General features: G+C 57.3%; 19 protein-coding genes. 5 read left to right on the top strand and 14 right to left on the bottom strand.

The features are described from left to right. Positions 1–87 precede the first annotated feature (87 nt). Positions 88–867, bottom strand: a complete 780-nt coding sequence (locus JL015_RS01675) for a nitroreductase family protein (RefSeq protein ID WP_236250133.1) — start codon at positions 865–867, stop codon at positions 88–90. Between the two features lie 50 nt (positions 868–917). Between JL015_RS01675 and JL015_RS01670 the strand changes: the two genes are divergently transcribed. After that, positions 918–1532: a TetR/AcrR family transcriptional regulator gene (locus JL015_RS01670; protein ID WP_201017153.1), complete on the top strand. Its 615-nt coding sequence runs from the start codon at positions 918–920 to the stop codon at positions 1530–1532. Here the strand turns inward: JL015_RS01670 and JL015_RS01665 are convergent. The 3 genes from JL015_RS01665 to JL015_RS01655 form a co-directional block, all read right to left on the bottom strand. Then, positions 1525–2442, bottom strand: a complete 918-nt coding sequence (locus JL015_RS01665; RefSeq protein ID WP_374004986.1) for a sugar ABC transporter substrate-binding protein — start codon at positions 2440–2442, stop codon at positions 1525–1527. The two genes, JL015_RS01670 and JL015_RS01665, sit on opposite strands and share 8 nt — an antisense overlap. A gap of 103 nt (positions 2443–2545) precedes the next feature. Then, positions 2546–3337, bottom strand: coding sequence for a TIM barrel protein (locus JL015_RS01660; RefSeq protein WP_201017152.1), 792 nt, complete (start codon positions 3335–3337; stop codon positions 2546–2548). Next, entirely contained in the window at positions 3334–4356 is a 1023-nt protein-coding gene (locus JL015_RS01655; protein ID WP_201017151.1) for a Gfo/Idh/MocA family oxidoreductase, read from the bottom strand. The genes JL015_RS01660 and JL015_RS01655 overlap by 4 nt, the downstream gene beginning before the upstream one ends. Positions 4357–4546: 190 nt before the next feature. Between JL015_RS01655 and JL015_RS01650 the strand changes: the two genes are divergently transcribed. Next, positions 4547–6538 carry a sigma-54-dependent Fis family transcriptional regulator gene (locus tag JL015_RS01650; RefSeq protein ID WP_201017150.1) on the top strand — a complete coding sequence of 664 codons (1992 nt, stop codon included), beginning with the start codon at positions 4547–4549 and terminating at the stop codon, positions 6536–6538. On the opposite strand, the gene JL015_RS01645 is transcribed toward JL015_RS01650, so the two are convergent. Beyond that, positions 6516–7469, bottom strand: coding sequence for a LysR family transcriptional regulator (locus tag JL015_RS01645; protein WP_201017221.1), 954 nt, complete (start codon positions 7467–7469; stop codon positions 6516–6518). The two genes, JL015_RS01650 and JL015_RS01645, sit on opposite strands and share 23 nt — an antisense overlap. A gap of 233 nt (positions 7470–7702) precedes the next feature. Here JL015_RS01645 and JL015_RS01640 point away from each other — a divergent pair, with 233 nt between their 5' ends. Further along, entirely contained in the window at positions 7703–8920 is a 1218-nt protein-coding gene (locus JL015_RS01640) for an MFS transporter (RefSeq protein WP_201017149.1), read from the top strand. Between the two features lie 321 nt (positions 8921–9241). Here the strand turns inward: JL015_RS01640 and JL015_RS01635 are convergent, their stop codons facing one another. Then, positions 9242–9943: a helix-turn-helix transcriptional regulator gene (locus JL015_RS01635; RefSeq protein ID WP_201017148.1), complete on the bottom strand. Its 702-nt coding sequence runs from the start codon at positions 9941–9943 to the stop codon at positions 9242–9244. 3 nt (positions 9944–9946) lie between these two features. Then, positions 9947–10879: an NAD(P)-dependent alcohol dehydrogenase gene (locus JL015_RS01630; RefSeq protein WP_201017220.1), complete on the bottom strand. Its 933-nt coding sequence runs from the start codon at positions 10877–10879 to the stop codon at positions 9947–9949. 276 nt (positions 10880–11155) lie between these two features. Between JL015_RS01630 and JL015_RS01625 the strand changes: the two genes are divergently transcribed. Continuing rightward, a complete protein-coding gene (locus JL015_RS01625) occupies positions 11156–11806 on the top strand; it encodes a TetR/AcrR family transcriptional regulator (protein ID WP_201000689.1) in 651 nt (216 codons plus the stop codon). A 16-nt stretch (positions 11807–11822) separates the two neighbouring features. Here the strand turns inward: JL015_RS01625 and JL015_RS01620 are convergent, their stop codons facing one another. Both JL015_RS01620 and JL015_RS01615 read right to left on the bottom strand, forming a co-directional pair. Further along, positions 11823–14522 carry a glycoside hydrolase family 3 protein gene (locus JL015_RS01620; RefSeq protein ID WP_201017219.1) on the bottom strand — a complete coding sequence of 900 codons (2700 nt, stop codon included), beginning with the start codon at positions 14520–14522 and terminating at the stop codon, positions 11823–11825. A gap of 53 nt (positions 14523–14575) precedes the next feature. Next, positions 14576–14902, bottom strand: coding sequence for a hypothetical protein (locus JL015_RS01615; protein ID WP_236250132.1), 327 nt, complete (start codon positions 14900–14902; stop codon positions 14576–14578). 546 nt (positions 14903–15448) lie between these two features. Between JL015_RS01615 and JL015_RS01610 the strand changes: the two genes are divergently transcribed. Beyond that, positions 15449–16264 carry a glycoside hydrolase family protein gene (locus JL015_RS01610; protein WP_236250140.1) on the top strand — a complete coding sequence of 272 codons (816 nt, stop codon included), beginning with the start codon at positions 15449–15451 and terminating at the stop codon, positions 16262–16264. Positions 16265–16290: 26 nt separating this feature from the next. Here JL015_RS01610 and JL015_RS01605 read toward each other — a convergent pair whose 3' ends face one another. The 5 genes from JL015_RS01605 to JL015_RS01585 form a co-directional block, all read right to left on the bottom strand. After that, positions 16291–16908 carry a glutathione S-transferase family protein gene (locus JL015_RS01605; protein ID WP_201017146.1) on the bottom strand — a complete coding sequence of 206 codons (618 nt, stop codon included), beginning with the start codon at positions 16906–16908 and terminating at the stop codon, positions 16291–16293. A 106-nt stretch (positions 16909–17014) separates the two neighbouring features. Beyond that, entirely contained in the window at positions 17015–18655 is a 1641-nt protein-coding gene (locus tag JL015_RS01600; RefSeq protein ID WP_201017145.1) for a dipeptide ABC transporter ATP-binding protein, read from the bottom strand. After that, positions 18652–19569: an ABC transporter permease gene (locus tag JL015_RS01595; protein ID WP_201000684.1), complete on the bottom strand. Its 918-nt coding sequence runs from the start codon at positions 19567–19569 to the stop codon at positions 18652–18654. Before JL015_RS01595 ends, JL015_RS01600 begins: the two co-directional genes overlap by 4 nt. 4 nt (positions 19570–19573) lie before the next feature. Next, on the bottom strand, positions 19574–20524 hold the full coding sequence (locus JL015_RS01590) for an ABC transporter permease (protein ID WP_201017144.1): 951 nt from the start codon (positions 20522–20524) through the stop codon (positions 19574–19576). Next, on the bottom strand, positions 20521–22152 hold the full coding sequence (locus JL015_RS01585) for an ABC transporter substrate-binding protein (protein ID WP_201017143.1): 1632 nt from the start codon (positions 22150–22152) through the stop codon (positions 20521–20523). Before JL015_RS01585 ends, JL015_RS01590 begins: the two co-directional genes overlap by 4 nt. Positions 22153–22356: the final 204 nt, after the last annotated feature.

The raw sequence follows: 22356 nt of genomic DNA, 5'->3' as shown, positions 1-22356 counted from the left end.
AAGTATTTATCGTTTGTTAGTGAGACTTATTATCAATTTAAAGTGGTTGCAGCAGCCCATATTGATCGGGGCCGCTGCTACTCGGATTCAGTGCGAAACCACAAGCTCCGTTATTGTCTGGCGCCACTGTTCTTCGATTCTTGCATCATCGGCGCGATACCCGAGTGCTATAACGAGCGGAATCACTGAACCCCGTGGAAGTTTTAAAAGACTGGCAACCCGAGAGGCGGAAAAGCCTTCCATCGGGCAGGAGTCGATTCCTTTTGCGGCAGCTCCGAGCATCAGTGTCTGGGCTGCGAAGATGGCGTTGCGCGCAGCCCATTGACGGCCGCCGATGTGACCTATGGGGATCAGGGACAAGGTGGGGCGAATAAGTGCCGCAAGAAAAACCAGCGGTGACCACAGGGCAGAAGATCCGAGCCCGAGGATCTTCTGAAACATCCCCACTTGCTTGCGGTAATAGGCTTTGGAATTCTGTCCCAGCAGCGATGAGCCTTCGACATGTTCAAGCTGCGCTTTGGCGGTGCGCAGCCCGAGTGCGGGGCTTGCCACTACGACAATGAATTCTGCTGCCGATGCAGCCGCTTTCTGCCCATTGCAGGCCGCCGTCATACTGGTTTTCAAGGCCGGGTCCCGGATCCAGTGCAGCTCGTACGGCTGCATGTTCCCGCTGGACGGCGCATAAGCCGCTTCAGCGAGCAGTGCATTGACGTCATCCTCTGCAATGGGGCTGGAGTTGAATTTGCGAATGGCTCTGCGAAAGTGATTTGCAGTCTGGAAGCCGTCCCAGGCACTCACGAAGTCTGGTGTTTTCATGGTTGGAAATGCTCTCAAGAACATGAAGGGTGTTGTGTGTCCACGCTTCAAAATCGTAAGTTAAAGCTTATGTTTTAAATACTCATGTTCTGGAGCCGCCCGTGAGCAAAGGCCGAGCAGCCGTAAACCCCAGGAAAATCCCGGCTCAGGCGCGCTCCCGTGCCACGGTCGATGCGATTATTCAGGCGGCGACTTACATTTTGATCCGGGTCGGCTGGGAAGGCCTGACGACCAACGCCATTGCAGAGCGTGCGGGCGTCAATATCGGTTCGCTGTATCAGTTCTTCCCGAACAAGGAAGCCGTGATTGCCGAATTACAGCGGCGCCATGCGGTGGCCACGCGCACTGACTTGCTCAAAGCGCTGGAAGTCTTGCCGCAGCAGCCCTCTCTGCGCGACGCACTGACCCTGATTGTCGAGATGATCGTCAACGAACACCGTGTTGCGCCGGCATTGCACAAGGCAATTCATGAGGAGTTGCCTCATACGGTGAGGCAGGCGGATGACCCGGATCAAATGCGCAAACAGTTCGCTGAGGTGCTGAAGCCGTTCATGAAGAACGTCCCCGACCCGGATCTTTCGATCTACCTGATGGGTATCGCTGCGCACGGCATCATCCATACCGTGACTGCCGACAGGCCAGACCTGCTCGGCAATCCGGATTTTGTCGCAGAAGTCGTCACGCTGCTTGAGAACTATCTCTGTCGGACTACTTGAAGTGTTGTGCGAAGGTCGAGACCTGATCCGGCCTGATCAATTGGTAGGGCACCCATATATCGGACTCTACGGGCTCTCCCTTTATCATCCGTAGCGCGGCGGTGATGGCACTGCTGGCCTGGGCCTGCGGGTCCTGAAACACCGATGCCGCCAATTGACCGCGCTTGATGGCCGCAAGACCATCGGGAAGGCCGTCGATGCCCACGACAGGTGTCGAGCGTTGCCCGGCCTGTTGCAGTGCCATGGCGGCACCGATTGCCATTTCATCATTGTTGGCCACGACCGCGTCGATCCTGACTCCGGCCAGTAACCAGTTGCTGGTCAGGTCCATGCCTTTGTCACGCTGCCACATGGCACTCTGTTCACCCACGATCCTGATGTCGGGATACTGCTTCAAAACCTGCTTGACCCCTTCGGTTCTGCCTTGGGTCGCGTTTTGCACCAGATCGCCCATGATGATCGCCAGATTCCCTTTACCGCCCATCTTTTCAGCCAGGTATTGCATCTGTAGCTGACCGGCCTGGATGTCCTGGGAAGCAACGGCCACAACGCCGGCAGGCAGTGTCTGTTGGTCGGGGCGGCGGTTGACGTAGACCAGCGGGATTGTGGCCTTGGTGGCGGCACGAGTGATATTGACGGCAGCAGCGGTATCGACCGGCAATACAATGATCGCATCCACTTTCTGGCTGATAAAGCCCTCGACCTGGCTGAGCTGGCGAACCACGTCCCCTTGGGCATCCTCGAACTGGATCTTCACGTTTTCTTTTTTCGCCGCGTCATTCAGACCGTTGCGCACGTAAGTCATGAAGTTATCGTCGACCTTGGCGATGCTGACGCCGATCCGGTAGTCGGCAAGCACCCCATGACTGAACAGCAGGGTCAGGAAGGCAAGTACAAGTGAGTGGCGCATGATGGTTTTCCTTTTGTTTTTATGAGTTGAAATTCATCAAGTAAACGGTGCTTCTGGCCCCGCGCCGGACAGCTCGATGGCCGGGCCAGAGGCTTTTGAATATTCACTCCTCCAGAGTAAAGGCCTGGCGAAAACGGTGTAGCGCAATGTCCGGATCGCCGCTGGCCCAGCCTTCCAGGCCGACCACGCCGCTGTAGCCTGTTCGATGCAGGGCTTTGGCAATGGCCGGGTAATGGATTTCCCCGGTGCCGGGTTCCATGCGCCCAGGCACATCCGCCACCTGGATTTCTCCGATGGCGGTGCCTGCACGCTGGATCAGTTCGATCAGGTTTCCCTCGCCAATTTGCGCGTGATAGAGGTCCAGATTCATTTTCAGATACGGGCTATCCACTGCTTCGATCAGGGCCAGTGTATCTTCTGCCCGGGCGAAGGGCGTGCCGGGATGGTCGACTTGTGTATTGAGGTTTTCCAGCAGGAACACCCTGGAATGCTCCTCTCCAAGCCGGGCGATTTTCTCCAGGGTCTTGCAGGCGTTCAGCCACATGCGCCCGCTGGTATGGCCAACAGGTTTGACCGGCAGGCCCTTGTTATCCAGGCCGGTGCCATGCAGGTTGAGGCTGGGGCAGTTCAGGCGCTCGGCAACGGCCAGTGATTCTCTGGCGCTGTCCAGCAAACGCTGAATATCTTCGGCGTCTGTCAGGTTGCCCGAGATATAACCGGTCATGGAGGTGAAATCAGCGCCGGTGGCACTCAGCGCAGCGATGTCCTTGGTGGTCCAGTCCCAGATTTCGGCACTGAATCCCAGCTCATGGATACGCTGGACACGTTGCACGAAGGGCAGGTCGAGAAACACCATTTCGGCGCTGACTGCCAGTTTGAAGGGGCAGAAACTCATGTCGGTTCTCCTTGTATCCGGACCGTCTTGCCCTGCTGGACTGACTCGATGCAGGCGCGGGCAATGGCCAGTGCCGCCCGGGCATCTTCACCGCTTGCCAGTGGTTTTTCGCCACTGCGCAGGCAGTCGACGAAGTGATTGAGTTCGGCGATGTAGGCATCGCGCAGCAGATCGGTGTCCATGCGCTGGGTATCGGCCTGAATGCCATCTGCCAGATAACGCACCAGTTCGGACTGGGCGACGCTGCCCATGGTCAGCATGCCCGCGCTGCCAAAGACTTCACCCCGCACATCGTAGCCATAGACCGCCTGGAAGTTGGCCTCGGCAGTCGCGATGGCGCCGTTATCGAAACGGATCGTCACCACAGCGGTGTCCAGCAGGCCCTTGTCCTTGTAGGCCGGAGCGACCAGTGCATCGGCCATGACATTCACCTCCACGGCCCTGGCGCCGGGGTTCAGGTAGAGCAGGGCATCGAAATCGTGGATCAGCGTCTCCAGAAAAATGACCCACTGCCCGATGCCGGCCGGATTATTCAATGCCGGGTCGCGGGTGACCGAGCGCAGCAGTTGCGGTGTACCAATCCGGCCGGCGACGACATCCAGATGCGCCTGACGAAAGCTTCTGGCAAAGCGTCGATTGAACCCCACTTGCAAAGGCACCCGTGCGTCGGCGGCTGCGGCGATGGCCCGGTCGGCTTCATCAAGCGTGATTGCCATGGGCTTTTCGCAAAAGACGCCTTTCCCGGCCCGGGCGGCTGCGATGACCAGTTCGGCGTGGCTGCGAGCCGGAGCCGCAATCAGGACACCATCGATTTCAGGGTCATCCAGCAATTGCTGCGGATCTGTGTAGACCCGCTGGACATTGAGCTTTTCAGCCAGGCGGGCGGCTTGCCCCGGTGTCGGGTCGGCAATGGCAGCCAGGCTGGCTCCCGGAATATGCAGGGCGGCCGTCTGGCCATGAAAACTGCCCATGCGGCCTGCACCGATGAGTCCCAGGCGAATGATCTTGCTCATATGCATGCGTTCCTTGTTGTTGTAGTTGGATGAGCGAGTGGGGTCATTCGCTCTGCTGAGAGGAGAGCAAGCGCTGTGCCATTTATTAATTGATTGATATTTAAGGAGAATTATTGTTTTTGATTCTAGAAAGTGTCTATTTGAAAGACATGTCTACAATGACATGTCAAAGATATGAACACTCAGAGAGCTGGATATGGCCGATCATTTGTTCCTGACATTGCCTCAGGATGAGCTGGACTACATCACTGCCATCGGCCCGCTGGCCCTGAGTGACGGGCCAATGGCCGAACTGCAACAGGCCTGGCGCGAGTGTCTTGCAGGCAGGGTCGAGCCTCATCCTGAGGTCAGGCCGGTCATCTGGGCTTCATGGCGGCGCAGTGTCGATAAGGGGATCGACCCTGAAGATGCCGAATACCGGTTCGTCACGCCGACGGCTCTGGTTGAAAAACTGACCGGCAACGCCTTATTGATCGAGACAGCCCGGGAAGTGATGCGCGGTCTGCTCGCCTATAACCCCAGAGGCCATATCAACCTCACCGATCCTCAGGGCACGACCCTGAGTTTCTGCGGGCTGGACATCACCCCGGTAGGCAGTCGCCTCTCGGAATCCATTCAGGGCACCAACTGTACCGGCCTAGCGATTGCCGAGGATCGTCTGGTTTACGTGCTGGCCGAGGAGAACTTTGCCAATGGCCTGCGGCAGCGCCGAATGCATTGCGCTGCTGCGCCGATCCGCAATGCCAGTGGCGAAACCCTGGCAATCCTGACCCTGACAGCCGAACCTGGATGGTTTCATTTCCATACTCTGGGCACTGTACAGGCGGCGGCTGAAGCCGTTTCGCGGCAAATGGCGTTGCAGGCTCTGCTGGACGAACAGCGCAGCGTTCTGGAAGTGCTCAATGAAGGTCTGGTGGTCCTCGATGACAAAGGTTGCATCAAGGCGCTCAATCGCTATGCACGCCAGTTGTTCCGGGTCGGGCCTGAACTGCTGGAGCGCCCGTTCCTGCAACTTGGGCACAGTGAGTTGAACGAGGCAATCATGCAGCGCCAGGGCGAAGCGTTGCGGGATCTGGACTGTACCTTTCAGCTCCACGATGGCACTCAACTGGCATGTCTGGTCTCGGTTTGTCTGGCCGGGCAGGGTGGTCGGGTCGTGTCGCTGCGTGAAAACCGGCGCATCCGCGAAATCACCCGCCGCATCATGGGGGCTCAGGCTCGCTATACCTTCGATAGCATTCAGGGCAACTCCAGAGTCATACAGGACGCGCTGCGCCTTGGCAGGATTGCGAGTCGCAGCGACTCCACCACGCTGATTCTCGGAGAAAGCGGAACCGGCAAGGAATTGTTCGCTCAGGCCATTCATAACGCCAGCGAGCGTAGCAGCGGTCCCTTTGTGGCGGTCAATTGTGGCGCCATTCCCCGTGAGCTGGTGCAGAGTGAGCTGTTTGGTCACGTTGAAGGCGCGTTCACCGGGTCGGCTCGCGGTGGTTCGGCGGGCAAGTTCGAGCTGGCGGATGGCGGCACCATTTTTCTCGATGAAATCGGTGATATGTCGTTTGACGCCCAGGTCAGCCTGTTGCGGGTCTTGCAGGAAGGCGAGGTAACTCGGGTCGGTGCCAGGAAATCCCGGCAGGTGGATGTGCGTATCATCGCCGCGACCCACCGCAACCTGAGCCAGGCCGTGGCTGAAGGCGCGTTCAGGGAAGACCTCTATTACCGGCTCAATGTCCTGAACCTCACCGTGCCTCCGTTGCGGATGCGCAAGGACGACATCTCCCTTCTGGCGCAGCACTTTCTCGATCGTTGCGCGCAGTCATTGCGCAAGGCGGTGTCAGGCATCTCCACCCCGGCGCTGGAAGTGCTCATGGCGTATTCATGGCCGGGAAATGTACGTGAACTGGAAAATACCATCGAAAGGGCAACCAATCTGGCTGCGACTGTATTGATCCAGCCAGGTGATCTGCCTTTGGAAATCATGCAGGCATCGCTGCGCGCACAACACACATCACGCCCTGAATATAACGAGGCGCCTGATCTGGGAGCCCATGAAATGAATGCGATCATCGGTGCCCTGAAGCACACCAATGGAAATATCCGGCTGGCGGCAAAGCACCTGAAGGTATCCCGCGGCGGGCTGTATAACAAAATGAACCGGTTCGGGCTCAGTGCCGATGCCTTTCGCTAGGCGGGCCTGACCATGAGCCAGCCTCGGTTCGCAACATGTCGACCAGCTCCCGAAGCCCCGGCGGCATCTGCCTGCGGTCTGGGTAGTAGATATGAAAAGGAGGTTCGATGGGGGACCACTCGGGTAGCACCACTTGCAGTTCACCCCGTTCCAGATGACCGCGTATGCGATCTTCCAGACAGTAGGTGATTCCTCTGTCAGCCAGGGCCATTTCAATGCCGAATTCGGTTTCGTTGACACATAACTGCCCGGTCACATCAATTGCCTGATGCTCCCCGTCCTTCTCGAAGTCCCAGCGGTAGATCGTTCCGTTGCCAGTGCGGATCTGGATGCAGTTGTGATTCTTCAGGTCTTCGGGATGCACAAGGCGCGGTGAGCGATTGAGATACCGTGGAGAGGCTGACGCAACCCATCTCAAGGGGCCGCTGACGGGCACGGCGATGAAGTCCTCCGGGATGGTTCCTCCGTACCGGATACCTGCATCGAAACCTGCGGCGATGATATCCATCATACGGTCGTCCACGGCTATTTCGACCGACACGTCGGGGTAAGCGTCCAGAAACGGAGGCAGCCATCGAGTGAACAGCAGGCGTGCTCCGTCATTGAGAACGTTGATGCGCAACCGTCCCGAAGGCTTGTCACGGTGCCTGTCTACTTCAGCCAGTGCGCCGCCGATCTCCTGAAAACCGATTGCAAGCCGTTTGGCCAGGGTTGTACCCGCATCCGTAGGAGAAACCGTGCGGCTGGTGCGATTCAACAACCGCACGCCAAGACGGGTTTCCAGATTGCGGATGGAATGGCTGAGGGCCGAGGTTGTGATGCCCAGCTCGACGGCGGCTTTGGAAAAGCTTCGATGGCTTTCGACGGTCAGGAATGCATTCAGGTCGGCCAGGTCTGCTCGTGACAGTCTGGTAGTGGGAAGCACGGGCATCATGGATTCTCATTGTTGAGTTTTGCTCAATGCTTCCTTCGATGGCGCTAAACAAAATCGAAGGATGCAGAGTTTATCATTAGAAAAATTCAATGATGCGACAGGTTGCTTTACACAAGCAATGGCACGGGCTTGCAGAACTGTTTTCCTGTCCGCCCGGGCGTACCGGCGAAAACTACCGGGTTCGCCCTTCGTGCCGAGTCATCTCGTTAACCGCTTTGCAGGAGATTTTCATGAGCCATTCAGACAGCGTTGCGGTCGGCGATCTATCAGCGACTACGGCTCCTCATAGCGTAACCGCCGCGATTGTGACGCTGGGTCTCGGCGGGCTTTTCATCGGCACGGGCGAGTTCGTTTCAATGAGTCTCCTGCCGGGCCTGGCAGAGAGTACCAATGTCTCGGTGCCGACTGCCGGTGGCTATATCAGTGCCTATGCGCTTGGCGTGGTGATCGGTGCTCCTGCCATTGCGATCATGGCTGCGCGCTGGCCCCGAAAGACTCTGCTGATCGCGTTGCTGGCCTTGTTTGTACTGGGGTATGCAGCAAGCGCGGTGGCCTGGGATCACATGTCGCTGCTCGGAGCCCGGTTTCTGGCTGGTTTGCCCCATGGCGCGTATTACGGCGTAGCCTGTCTGGTGGCAGCAGCCATGGTGGCCGAGAACCGCAAGGCTCAGGCAGCAGGGTATGTGATGGCCGGGCTGGCGGCTAACGTGATCGGCGTACCGATTGCGACCTGGATAGGACAGCTTTGGGGCTGGCGCGCGACCTTTGCTGCACTTGCTGCTGCCGGAGTGGTTTCGATGGGGCTGTTCTGGTACTTCGTACCCACGATCCCCAAAGATGAAAAAGCCAGCCCCAAGGCAGAGTTGAGCGGCCTGAAGCGGCCTCGGATATGGCTGACTCTGGCGACGGCCTCGATTGGTTTCGGTGGAATGTTTGCGGTGTACAGCTACATCACGCCGACACTGACTGAAGTGAGCGGCTTTGGCGTGGATCAGGTGCCGATGGTTCTGGCCCTGTGGGGGCTTGGCATGATCGTCGGTAACCTGGCGGGAGGCTGGCTGGCAGACCGGGCACTGATCCCCGCCATTTTCTGCATCATGATCTGGAACGTTGTCTTTCTCGGGCTTTTTTCCATCTATGCGTCTTCGACCTGGGGCTCGCTGACGGTTCTGTTTTTCATCGGTTGTGGCTTTGCACTCGTGCCAGCGCTACAGGTTCACCTCATGAATATCGCGGGTGAAGCGCAGACCCTTGCCGCCGCCCTCAATCACAGCGCCTTCAATATCTCCAATGCCGTAGGCGCAAGCCTTGGAGGGCTGGCCATTGCCTCCGGTTTCGGGTGGGCGTCCACCGGCTGGGTAGGAAGCATCCTTGCGGTATCGGGTGTCGTCTTGATGAGTGTTTGCGTGCTTGTTCAGCGGCGGGAAGAGCGCAAGGCAGGAAACTGAAGCTTAACGCAGGCCTTCGGCAATCTGTTGTGAAGTGGTAATTTACGCGCCCATTCTCTTTTAAGCAGATCAAGGATTGTCGGCTGTGATTGACATACTGGTTGAAGTCGTTTTTCGAGCTGTTTTCTACTTTGTCGGCTGGCCTGTGATGAAGGCTCTCACGCTAGGGAAGTACCCAGTGAAAGGCTCTTTGCTTTCAGAAACCCCGCAGGCCAACTTGACGTCTTTGACAGGTATTGCCGTCTTGGCGCTTATAGTCCTGGCAGTACTGATGTAGTTCGTGATCCCTTGGCACTTTGCGCAGGCTCGCGCTGCACTCCATCAACTGCAATCACTCTGGTTGCAAGGATGAGCTTCCTGAGCCCGCCATTCCTTGATCAGTTGCTGGCGAGGGCGAGAGTAGTGATCCTTGAGGAAGTCCACTTCTGCTATCTGGTCGGTCCGGAAAATTCGATAGCCCTCGCGCAGCTCGCACCATCCTGCAATAAACAGGCGTGATTCGACGAACCCCAGCATGATGGGCCAGATGATTCTTTGTGACTCTGCGCCATTCTTGTCGGTGTACCGGATGTGCAGTTTGCGTTGCTCGCGCAGTGCCTGTCTGACCTTGGTCATATCCAGGACTGTGGAGTCCTTCCTGTCGCGGTTGATATAGATCGTATTGTCGTCCAGGGAGCGCCGCATATCCGGCGGCAGGACCGCATGGATTTTTGCGAGGGCGTTATCGACGGCGTGAGCCAGACCCTCGTCGGTCTGGCGGCTGACCCACAGCGCGCCAGCCACCAGTGCCTGGATCTCTTCCTCGGTAAAGGTGAGGGGTGGCAGAAGGAAGTCTGGACGCAGCATGTAGCCCACGCCAGGCTCTCCGGTGACGTCTGCGCCCATGGCCTGCAAAGTGGCGATATCGCGGCGTATGGTGCGCAGTGAAACTTTCAGTTCGCCCGCAAGCACTTCACCGGAAACCGCGCCGCGGTGGCGGCGAAGCACTTGCATGAGGTCGAATAATCTATGGCTTCGTGACACGCTTCAATCCATCGCTACAAGGGCCTTGCCAGGGATTCTCCGGCCTCCCTCCAGCGCGGTGATAAGCGCGATGGCTTCGTTCAGGGGAACGGTCTGAGCTATGGAAACCCGGAAATTGCCATTCTTTACGGCGCTGGCAAGGTCGTCAAGAATACCGGGGCGCGGTGTGCAGATAACGGGTTTTAGGCGCCGGTCAATAATGGCACGAATGAACTTGCCGGGGCTGGGTGTCAGATCCAGGAATACGCCTCCCTTGCGCAGCATTCCAAACCCGGTGGCGGTCGTCATTGTGGCTGCCGTGTCATACACCACGTCAAAACGCTCCTTGATGTCAGCAAGGTTTGTCGTCTGGTAGTCGTAAACGGTTTCAACGCCAAGGAGCTTTGCCTGCTGCATGCCGCCAGCACTGCAACTGCCTGAAATCCTTGCGCCGGTCATGCGTGCGATCTGCACGGCGGCTTCACCCACTGCGCCGCGACAACCATTGATGAAAACATGATGGCCTGCCGTCAGTCTTGCCTTGTCTGCAAGGCCGTTCCAGGCTGTGACTCCGGGTGTTGCGAGACAGGCCGCATCCTCGAAAGACACCTCATCGGGTTTCCTGGCCAACAGCGCTTCCCTGGTGATCACAGCCTCTGCCAATGCGCCACTTTCCTTGAAACGGGCAAGCCCGAAAACGGCGTCACCGACCTTGAAGCGCGTCACGCCGGTGCCTGTGGCAATGACTGTCCCCGAAAAATCCATACCCATCGTACGGGGGAACGCCTTGCCTGTAATGAGTTTCATCTGGCCCTGACGCAGCTTCCAGTCGATAGGGTTGATGGCTGCAAACCGGACCTTTACGGCGACCTCGGCGTGACCGGGTGAGGCCAGTTCGAATGACTCAAGCTGCATGACACTGGCATCGCCGTAATTGTGGTACTGGATACGCTTCATGATAGGTGCGGTACTCATGGGGAGTTGAGGCAAGCCTAACGCCCACTGGTGCCAGATTCTGGCACCAGTGTTTTATGAGCATGTGCCTGTTGACTGCCCGGGAAGCATCCTTGCCTTGTCAGAAGCGAAAACAATCAGTTGAGTGTTTTCCTTTCATTTCCCCGTTTGTCGATGCCCACAGGGCTAGCGTATCTTGTCGCATCCTTGGCCTGACTCCGTGCAGTCGGGTTTTACAAGATCTCGAGACAGTTTGAATGAGTGTGTTAGCGGATCCTTATGGCAGTTGACGAATCAGGGAATGAATCAGTTGAAGATGCTGCGCCGAAGCGGCGTCGGGCACCCAAGGGGGAGATGCGCAGAACGGCTTTGCTGGATGCGGCTACCGTCATTTTTGCGCGGGATGGATACTCCAGCGCGTCAATGCGCGATATTGCAGCGCTTGTTGGCATTACAACCGTAGGGTTGCTGCACCACTTTCCCAATAAAGAGGCTTTGCTGAACGCGCTGCTGGAGCGCAGGGATCAAAGGGTCGTCTCAAGATTTCACGAGCTGACCATGGAGATGACGCTTGAGGGGTTTCTCAGGTTTCTGAGGCAGAGCATGGGCTTCAGTATTGAAGACGCCTTCGAGTGCCAGGCGTCGATGGTCATGAATACAGAGAGCCTGTCGAATGCTCACCCTGCATGGTCCTGGTATCAGGAACGCTTTCACTTGACTCACCTGCACGCACGCGGGCACATGACGGCCTTGAAAGAGGCGGGAGAGATTCGGGCTGATATCGATGTGAAGGCATTGGCGCAGGAAATCTTCTCGGTCATGGACGGTTTGCAGATCCAGTGGCTGAGATGTCCGCAGGACGTGGATGTCATGGCTGTCTTCGATATCTACCTGCATCGTTTGGGCAAGGATATTCAGGCTCATCCCTGAGCCTGAATGCCTTTCATCAGAATGCTTGCGTGGCGCTTACCTGTACGGCCTTGCGCAGCGGTATTGGCAATGGGTTGCTGTCGCGGGTGGTCAGGTGCTCGGGAAACAGCGTGATCAAGGTGCGATCCAGAGGCAGAGTCTCCGAGTCCGGGCCTACCAGAATCTTGAACTTGCCGGCATCGACATCCCAAGTGGCCGTCTTGTCCACGTAATAGGCCAGTGAACGTGAGTCAATCGCAATACTGACGGTCTTGCTCTCGCCTGGCTGCAAGTAAACCTTGCTGAACCCCTTGAGTTCTTTTTCCGGACGGTCCACCGCTGGCGTCATCGGACGAACGTACAACTGTGCGACTTCAAAGCCTGCCTTGTCGCCGGTGTTGGTGACCGTGAATTTCACGTCAATGGTGTTGCCCGGAGTCATGACGTTGGTCGACAGTTTCAGATCGCTGTACTCGAAGCTGGTATAGGAAAGCCCGTATCCGAAGGGGTACAGCGGTTTCGCATGCTTCTTGTCATAACCTCTGTAGCCCAGATAAATACCTTCGCTGTAAGTCATTTCGGTCAGTGCGTTGTCACCTCGATATTGTTTTGGATCGGAATAGGAGGCGTAGCTGGGGTTATCCTGGATCTTTTTGTCGATCGTGATGGGCAGCTTGCCCGAAGGGTTCACTTTTCCGTACAGGATTTCGGCAATTGCCTGGCCACCTTGCTGGCCCGGAAACCATGCATGAAGGCTGGCACCGACCTTGTTGGCCCAGGGCTGCATATCCAGCCCGCCGCCACTGTGCAGGATCACGACAGTGTTCGGGTTGGCCTTCGTCGCGTAGGTAATCAGGTCCGACTGGTATTCAGGCAGTTCGTAGGCATGATCAATCGACTCGCCCTCATATTCATGGTTGGTACCGGCTGCAATGACGACCGCGTCATATCGCGACAGATCTTTTGGCGGACGCAGAGACGCCCAGCTCATCTGAACGCCAGCCAGGCCACCGAGGAAGGTGGTGAAGTTGCCTTGCAGGCGGCGATATTCCAGCTTCACGCTGTATTCCTTGCCTGCTTGCAGTCGCGCAGTCTTGCCTGAAGTCACCAGGGCATTGATCAGATCGAACGACTGTTGCGTGCCATCGTTTTCGAGAACCAGTTCGTCGTTTACCCACAGCTTGTAAGCCCCGTCAGCACGCACCTTGAAAACGTGCTCGCCGGAAATGGTCGGCTTGATCGTGGACGTGAAACGCGCCGAGAACGATCCGGCTGCAGGGTTGAACCCCGAAACGGTCGTGCTGCCGTTATCGGTTGTGTTGGTATTACTGACCCAGTTCAGGTTCACCCCAGGCTCCACACGGGTCAGGACGGGGGAGCCGGAAAGGTCCGTATTGGAGAAGTACTCCGCTTTCACCCCGCTGTTGCTGATACCGTTCTGACCACTGGCTGGCTGATACCAGACAGATGCCTTCGGATTGAGGCTCATCTCGTGCAGGTAGTCGATATTCGAGCTTGTGGAAGCCAGCTGCTGCAAGCCGCTGAGTTCGGTCACGTAGCTGTTGGGGGGCGAGTTGGCGGTGCCGAACGGCGAAGCGGGAGGCTGCATGGCCAGGTCGCCGATAACGGCGATTTTTGCATCCCGGGCCAGGGGCAGGAGAGGTTTTCCACTCGCGGTCTTTTCGTTACGCAAAAGCACTGTCGATTCACGGGCCATGTTCAAGGCCGCACGCATGCCATATTCCGGATGATCCAGTGTCTGTGCCTTGTTCAATTGCTTGTCGAAACCGTAGCTCACCAACCCTCGCAGGTTGCGTCTGACCTTGTCATCAATGACGTTCTGGGTCAGTTGCCCGCTCCAGAGATAGGGAAGCAGCTTGGCCTCGGTAAACTGCAGGCCAGATGGCATATCAATATCGGTCCCGGCCCAAGCGCCTTTGAACGCATCCTGAACCGAGTTGAAGTCGCTCATCACGAAGCCCTGAAAGCCCCATTCACCCTTCAGGATGTCAGTGATCAGGTGGTGGTTCTCGCAGGCATAATCGCCATTGATCTTGTTATACCCACACATGATCGAAGCGATATTGGCGTTCTTGACCATCGACTCGAAGCCCGGCAGATACATCTCACGCAGCGTGCGCTGGTCAACGCGAATATCGACGTAATGCCTGTTGGCTTCCTGCTCATTGGCAACATAGTGTTTTCCGGCAGCCTGTATGCCCTGAGTCTGGATTCCGTTAGTGATGGCAGGTGCCAGCACGGCTCCAAGGAATGGATCCTCTCCACTGACATACTCTGCGGTACGCCCGGCATAAGGCGTGCGATACAGGTTGACGCCTGGCGACAGCATTTGCTGGCCGCCGGCGATGCGAGTCTCGTAACCGATTGCCAGGCCGAACTCCTTGGCGCGGTTGATGCTCCAGGTGGCCGCCAGCGCGGATTGAGCAGGGTACTGGGCTCCAAATGTCGCATTGTTGACGTGCACGCCCATCGCCGAGTCATACGCGACGGTGCCCTCCATTCCCCACTTGCTCAGACGAGGAATCATGCGACCGTCATCCACGCGGGTGAAGTTGATTTTTTCCGAGACACTCATGTTGTCCAGAACGGCACCGACACGGGCTTCTACCTCGTTGCCGGTCATGGGGGTTGCAGCCATGATGACACTGGCCTGTGAGACGCTTATGGCCAATATGCTCAAGCCCAATGTGTGTTTGAAGGCTGACAAGGGCAGCATCCTCTTTGGCTGATGATGGAGGCGGGGGGTGAGGGAGTCATGGGCGCTGGCGTTCATGGTTTTTGCACCTGAGCGGGCGCATCCTCTGTGTCTACCGGTGCCTCCAGAAGTGCGGATGATCCTTTTTCAACCGGCGTGGCAATTTTGTTGGCACCCGAAAGTTGCTCCCTTTGTTTATCCACCTGTTCACGAACAGCTTGTTCCGAGTGATGTGTGTCGACCGCTTTGGATTCTGCCCAAACCGGGCCGACACTGGAGGCGCCCAGCAGTAATACGCTAACAACAGACAGCAGGGGTCTAGTCATCGATGGAGTCTCGATAAAGGATAAGTGTTGAGTCGGCTGGTCGCGGAATGCAGAAGTTCCGCCTGAAAGCCGCATGTTAAGTCCGGGAAGAGGATTAAAAGTTCAGCAGGGGAGAAATTATATTTTATGAGGCTAGTTGGAAATGCTGGCGCATGGCTACTGGTGTTTGTTTTTAAGGGTTTCCCCAAAAAAAACCGTGCTAAAAACGTCTGATTTTGATTTTTTATTGCTTATTTTTTGGGTTTTATGATTATTTTTTGCATATTTTTAGTCATTTATTGTGGTTATTTTGCTAATTTGTAAACCTAATTGCTGTTAGGTTTAGTGGTCTGATATGCTGTTATAGCTGGAATTAGATGGTGGTTTTTGTGTGTTAAATAAATGTTTTTGAATGGACTGGTTCGGGTTTTCTACAGGGTTAGTTGTCAGTGTCTTTAGGTGGGTTTTCAAGAAGTGCGAATTGGATAAGTATTTAAGATCCGGCTGAAGCAGGGTGGGAAAAGTTTCTGTCGTTGGATGATCTGAATAAGACTTTCCGTTGAATTATCTATGGAAGATCAGCCCATGATTTTGAAAAACACTGCAAGACAACGCTGCGCACGATTCTTTTGTGTGCTGCTGATGCTGGTATTGAGCTCATCTGCCTGGGCTGCCACAAAAAGTGCAAAGCGCGGGATCGCCTATGACATTGCGTTTCCAGCAGACTTGAGTGCTTTGGCTCCCGGAATCAGCTGGTGGTACAACTGGAGTCCCAAGCCTCACGATCGGCTGGCTTCGTATGACTATGCATCGATGTACGGGGTGGACTTCATCCCCATGGTCTGGAATTCGAATGTCGATGACGGCCAGTTGAAGCTATATCTGCTTGCTCACCCCAATATTCGATATCTGCTGGTCATCAATGAGCCGAATCTTCTGGATCAGGCGAACATGACTCCCGAGGCGGCAGCCCGGTTCTGGCCAAGACTGGAGCAGATATCCGCCCAGACTGGCGTCAAGCTGGTCGGTCCTGCCATGAACTGGGGAACCATGAGCGGTTATGGTGACCCGGTCGTATGGCTGGATGCCTTCTATGCGGCCTATCGGGCGCAGAACCAGAACAGGGAGCCGCAAATCGATTACCTGGCTTTTCACTGGTACGACTACGGCCTGTCAGGAATGCTCGACAGGCTGTCCAGATACGGAAAGCAATTCTGGGTAACCGAATTCGCCAATTGGCATTCCGTGCCGGATGGTGCCCAGATCGACTCACTCGAAAAGCAGAAACAGCAGATGACCGAAATGGTTGCCATCTGCGAGAGCCGGGCTGACGTGTTCCGTTATGCGTGGTTCACCGGACGGATGAACGATGACCCTCATTTTTCAAGCCTGCTGAGTAACGAGGGAACGCTGACGGAGTTGGGCCAACACTACCTTTCATTGCCATTCGCCGAGTGAGTCTTCTGAGCAGGATGTAATTGAGCTTACCTGTAAGCCTCTGCCTCACGGGCCTGCGCACTTTTCCAGCTATCAAGGTTCCTCAGCGTGGCCAGATAGCGCTGAATATTGGCGTAGGCCTGCGGCTTCTCCAGCCGCTCCACCAGTTCAGCGACAAAAAACATCATGAAGTCCGCACCGCTCAGCTTTTCGCCGACCAGAAACGTCTTGTTTTCCAGTTGCTGGTTCAGATAGCCAAAGACCTTTTCGCATTCGACCTGCGCATAGCCGGGCAGAAAGGAGAGGGTGGCCGTTTCGCGCTGGGCAAAGATTTTCAACAGCGGCGGGAGCATGGCGGAGCTTTCGGAGAAGTGCAGCCATTGCAGGTAGTCCAGATAATCCCCTGTGTGTTTTTCAGGGGCAAGGTGCGGCGCGAAGCGTTCGATGAGAATCTCGGTGATGGCACCGGACTCGGCAACGACCTTGCCATCAAGCTCGATAACCGGGGATTTGCCCAGAGGATGGATGGCCTTCAAGGACTCGGGTGCAAAATGGGTCTTGCCGTCACGACGGTAGAACTCGATGTCGTACGGCGCGCCAATCTCCTCCAGCAGCCAGAGAATGCGGATGGAGCGAGACTGGTTCAGATGATGCAGCCTTATCATGGTCTTTCCTTGAGGCGATGAGCGATAAGGCATCCTAGAGGTCTGGCTGGTTGGCAGCCAACAACGTTATTTGCAGAGCCCCATAAATTATTTTATGAGGCTGGTCCTATGACGCAGCCTGCAATTCCAGGCTCCGGCCCGGTATCGCGGCAATAAGCTCTTGCGTGTAAGCCGCCTCGGGCCGCTCGAAGACGTCGCTGGCGAGACCTTGTTCGACGGTCTTGCCGTGTTTGAGCACCAGTACCTGATGGGCGACGCTGGCAACCACCGCAAGGTCATGGGAAACCAGCACATAAGCGATGCCCAGTTCACTTTGCAGTTCGACGAGCAGGTCAAGGATCTGCGCCTGAACCGAAACATCGAGTGCCGAGACAGGTTCATCGAGCAGCAGCAGGTCCGGTTGCAGGGCCAGGGCTCTGGCAATTGCAACCCGTTGCCGTTGTCCGCCTGACAGCTCGCGGGGCAGTCGATCCAGATAGGCGGTTGGCAGGTGAACCCGTTCGATAAGCTGGCGTGCAGCCTGTTCCAGTTCGCGCCCCTTGAGCAGGCCAAAGGAAACCAGTGGTTCAACAATGCTTTCAAACAAGGTAAAGCGTGGGTCGAGGGCGCCGAACGGGTTCTGCTGAACCAGCTGGATACGCCGCCGCAACGGCCTGAACTCGTTCCAGCCAAGGTCCGTGACATCGCGGTCCTCGAACAGTACTCGTCCGTGGGTCGGCTTTTCCAGGCCCAGTGCGATTCGCAGCGCGGTGCTTTTACCTGAGCCGGATTCACCGACAATGGCCAGTGTCTGCCCCGGATAAACCTTGAAATTGACATCCTGCAGGGCCTGAAAGTCGGCGTCTTCTCCTTTCACATAAGGCAGGCGATAGGTCTTGCCGATATTGCTCAAGGTCAGCAACGGCGTAGCGTCGGGCGAGATATTGCGGGGCGCGGCCGGGCTTTTGCGCTGTCCGAAAGCAGGCGCTGCGGCAATCAATGCGCGGGTGTAAGCGTGCTCTGGCTTGATGAGAATCTGCTGTGGCGGGCCTTGTTCCACCAGCTCACCGCTTTTCATCACCAGCACCCGGTCTGCGCGATCAGCCGCCACGCCAAGGTCGTGGGTGATGATCAGCAGGGAAATGCCACGCTCGCCCACCAGACGTTGCAGGTGGTCGAGAATCTTGCGTTGCACCGTGACATCCAGCGCGCTGGTCGGCTCGTCGGCGATGATCAATCGCGGATTGCCCGCCAGAGCAATGGCAATCAGCACCCGCTGACGCATGCCGCCTGACAGTTCGTGCGGGTACTGCCGGGCGCGCAGCACCGGTTTGTCGAGCCCGACCTGTTCCAGCAACTCCACGACATCGGCATCGATGGCCGGGTAGCGACGGCCGTGGGCCTGGATCAGCGCTTCGGCAATCTGCTGGCCAATGCGCAAGGTCGGGTTGAGGCTGACCATCGGGTCCTGGGGAACCAGGCCGATGATGCTGCCGCGGATCTGCCGCTTTTCACGTTCAGAGGCGTGGCTCAGGTCGTTGCCATCGACCCGCAGTTCGCCGTGGGTGATGGTCGCGTTATCCGGCAGCAGGCCGAGTATCGAGTTGGCGATGGTGGACTTGCCGGAGCCGGACTCGCCGACAATCGCCACGGTTTCGCCTCTTGCCACTTGAAAGGAAACGTTACGCACGGCCTGAGTGAGCTGCCCGTTGAAGCGATAGGTCACGCTCAGGTTCTGGAGATCGATCAGTTGAGGCGTATCGGTCATCGTTGAGTCTCTTCCAGGGTGCGGGCGATATGGTTGAAGCTGAACACTACGGCGACCAGAAACAGGCCAGGCAACAGTGACACCCAGGGCGCGGTCATCAGGAAGTGACGGCCGTTGGCAATCAGCGTGCCCCATTCGGCGGCTGGCGGTTCTGCGCCAAAGCCGAGAAAGCTCAGGCCGGCGGTGGCCAGAATCGCTGCGCCGAAGTCCAGAGTGGCCAGCACGGCAACCGGGCCCCAGGCGTTGGGCAGGATGTGTCGCAGCAAGGTTCGGGTCCAGCTTGCACCGCCCAGGCGTGCCGCCTCGACGTAGGGCAAGGTCTTGACGCGCAGCACTTCGGCGCGGGTGGTGCGGGCGAAGCCGGGGATGATCCCGACACCCACCGCGATGGCCACCGGAATGGTGCCGAAGCCGATAGCCGTGACAATGGCCAAAGCCAGCAACAGGCCGGGCAGGGCCAGTAATACATCGATGAAACGCATGATCACGGCATCGATACGGCCGCCCGCAAAGCCGGAAATCACCCCAAGGCTAAGGCCACCGGCCATGGCGATGCCGACGGCCAGCAAGGCCGCCTGCACAGACAGGCTGGAGCCATGCACGACGCGGGTATAAAGGTCGCGCCCCAGCTCGTCGGTGCCGAACCAGTGTACGGCATTGGGCGGCGTGAGCTTGTCGGTCGGCGAGGTGGCGTAGGGGGCATAGCTGCTGAGCAGGGTCGGAGCTATTGCTGCCAGCAACGCAAAGGCAACGATAGCCACCGCCAGCAGAAAGCCGGGTCGACGCAACAGTGGTCTTGCGGCATCGAAAGCCCGGCTCAGGCTGCTGCGCCGCCGCCACTGGGTCGCAGGCGGTGTTTCACTGCGGCTGACAACGCGAGCCAGACGCGCAAGGCGATTATCGAAAATGGTCATGGTGTCAGGAGACCTTTGGCGTGTGGGCGATGCGCGGATCCAGCGCAGGGTAGAGCAGGTCAACGATCAGATTGACCAATACAAAAGCGACAGCCGAGACGGCGACGATGGCGAGTACCACCGGGATGTCCTGGCGCAGCACCGCTTCCTGGGCAAGACGACCGACTCCAGAGCGGGCGAAGATGGTTTCCACCAGTACTGCGCCGGAAACGGTATTGCCCACCTGCAGGCCGATCAGCGTCAGCAGTGGCAAGGCCGCGTTCTTGAACGCATGACGTGCCTGGACCTGAGCGCGGCTCAGGCCTTTGGCGTAGGCGGTGATGATGTAGGGTTCTTTCCAGACACCCTGAAAGCCGCGCAGCAGAACCTGGGCGTAAACCGCGGCACTGGGAATCGCCAGAGTGACCGCAGGCAATATCAGGCTGGAAAAGCCATCATTGCCGGTTGCCGGAAACCAGCCGAGGCTGAAGGCGAACAACTGGATCAGCAACAATCCCATCCAGAACACCGGTACCGAGAAGCCCAGCGAAGGCAAGCGCGACAGGGCGACCTTCAACGGCTGCCAGCGTACATACGCGGTGAGGTACGCCAGGCCGATCCCGCCGATCAGCGACAGGACAATGGCCAGGCCTGCCAGCGCCATGGTTTGCGGCAGCCGCTCGACCAGCACTTCTGAAACGGGGCGGTTGAGCGTCAGCGAATTGCCGAAGTCACCGTGGATCGCGCCCCATAGCAGATCGACATATTGCTCGAAGGCGCTGCGATCCAGCCCGTAATAGGACCTGGCCTGAGCGAGGTCCTGCTCTGACAGAGCATCGATCTCGACCCCTGAGGCGCTGAGCATGATGGACAGTGTGTCGCCGGGCAGCAGATACAGAATGAAATAAGTGATGCTGTAGGCACCCCAGAGTACCAGCAGCGCCTGGGCAATCCGGCCAAGAACGTAACGGCTCATGGTGTTGCGATCTCGATGTCGTTGAACAGTGCGAAACCTTCGGCGGTCCAGTGGAAATTACGCACCTTCTTGGCGGTCGCGGCTTGCCAGACCCGCTCATAGATAGGGAATGCCGAGCCTTCGTCGATCAGCAGGTCCTGCAAGTCGCCATAGGCTTGCGCCCGTTGCTCGCTGCGGGTAGCGGTCAGCCCGGCATCGAACAGCTCCAGTGCTCTTGGCAGCGTTTGCGGCTCGTAAAGGCTGGTCGCCAGGGTCGAGCTGTTGGCACTGCGCGGATCGAGGATGCTCTGCAGGACGATCGGGTCTGCGCGGGTCATATAGGCGAAGGTCAGGTCGTAGTTACCTGCGGCGTTGGTCGCTGCCCATTCAGCCGTCGTCACGACGCTGAGCTTGAGTTCGATACCGATCTTGCGCAGTTGATCCTGGATCAGCACATCGCCAGCGCTTTCGGAAGGCGACAGGTTGTAGGAAAGCTTCAGCCGTTTACCGTCCTTGTAGCGATAGCCATCGGCATTTTTCTGCCAGCCCGCACCTTCCAGCAGTCGCTCGGCACCCTGGGGATCATAGGCAAGCTTGTCGCTCTGGTTCTTGTAATAAGGCGTAGTGATGTCATAGATGCCAGAAACCACAGGGAACTCTGGGCTATAAACCGTGGCGGCGTAAGTCTTGCGGTCGATGCCTTTCTGTAGCGCCAGACGCACATCGCGATCGGCCAGAATGCGCGAGCCACGGGTATTGGGGTAGATGTTCAAGGCCGGGCCAGGCAGGGAGCGGCTCTGGATGGTGGCGCCCTTGGACTTGAACAGGTTCAGGTCCACTTCGGAGAACGGGTTGCGCGGCCAGAGAATATCGACCTGACCCTGTACGAACTGACCGTTGCGCACGCTTTCTTCCGGCACGTAACTGACTTCGACCTTATCCAGATGCGCTTCGCCCTTGTTCTGGGCATTGGCTGATGGCCAGGCGTAGCCTTTGCGTTTGGTCAGGAGCAGACCGCTTTCCGGCGTATAGCGCTCCAGCACAAAAGGCCCGGTGCCAATGATCGCGCCCAACGAGCGCTCCTTGGCGCTGAGCTTGTAGGATTCCGGAGCCAGAATTGAGAGGTTGGTAGTGGACGTGGCTTGCAGGAAGCCGGCATTGGGCTTGGCCAGCACCAGCTTGACGGTAAAGTCGTCCAGGACCTCGGCGTGATCGTAGCCCGCCAGATAAGTCGCGCCAAAGGTGCTCGGCAACTGGGCGGCGAAAGATTTGTTTGAGTCATAAGCAGCCTTCACCGCATGAGCGTCGAAGCGCGTACCGTTGCTGAAGGTCACGTCCTTGCGCAGGTGAAAGGTGTATTCCAGCGCGTTGTCACTTACCTCCCAGCGCTCTGCCAGCCAGGGAATGATCTTGCCGGTCTGTGGGTCCTGATCGGTCAATGACTCGACGACATTGCGCAGCACTACCCGATGCTCCAGCCAGTAGACCTGGAAGGGATCGACGCTGACCAATATGGTGTTATCCCTGAAAAAAGCGACTTTGAGCGTCTTGGCCGCCTGACTGTCCTGACCGGCAGGGGAGCAACCCAGCAAAGTGGCGGCAGTGGCAGCGGCAAACAACAGGCGCATGGGAAGAGGGCGTTTGATCATTGCTGCGTCCCCTGGTCCGCGGGGTTGGCTGGCAATGCCTGATGTTGAGTGCGGTGCATGAGAAATCCTCTTCAAGTCGAACAGCGCTTCAGGCTGGTTTTTAAGACCTTATTCGTCTGAGAAGGGGCTGTAAAAGTCTTTTTGGTTTTAAGCTAATATACATTTTTGTGATTTACGGTTTGTTTATTATGCTTGATTGGTATT

The sequence above is a fragment of the Pseudomonas cichorii genome (genome assembly GCF_015471405.1).
Taxonomy (GTDB): Bacteria; Pseudomonadota; Gammaproteobacteria; order Pseudomonadales; family Pseudomonadaceae; genus Aquipseudomonas; species Aquipseudomonas serbiensis.
Note: the sequence above shows the minus strand (reverse complement) of the source record. Positions and strands in the feature narration are given on the sequence as shown.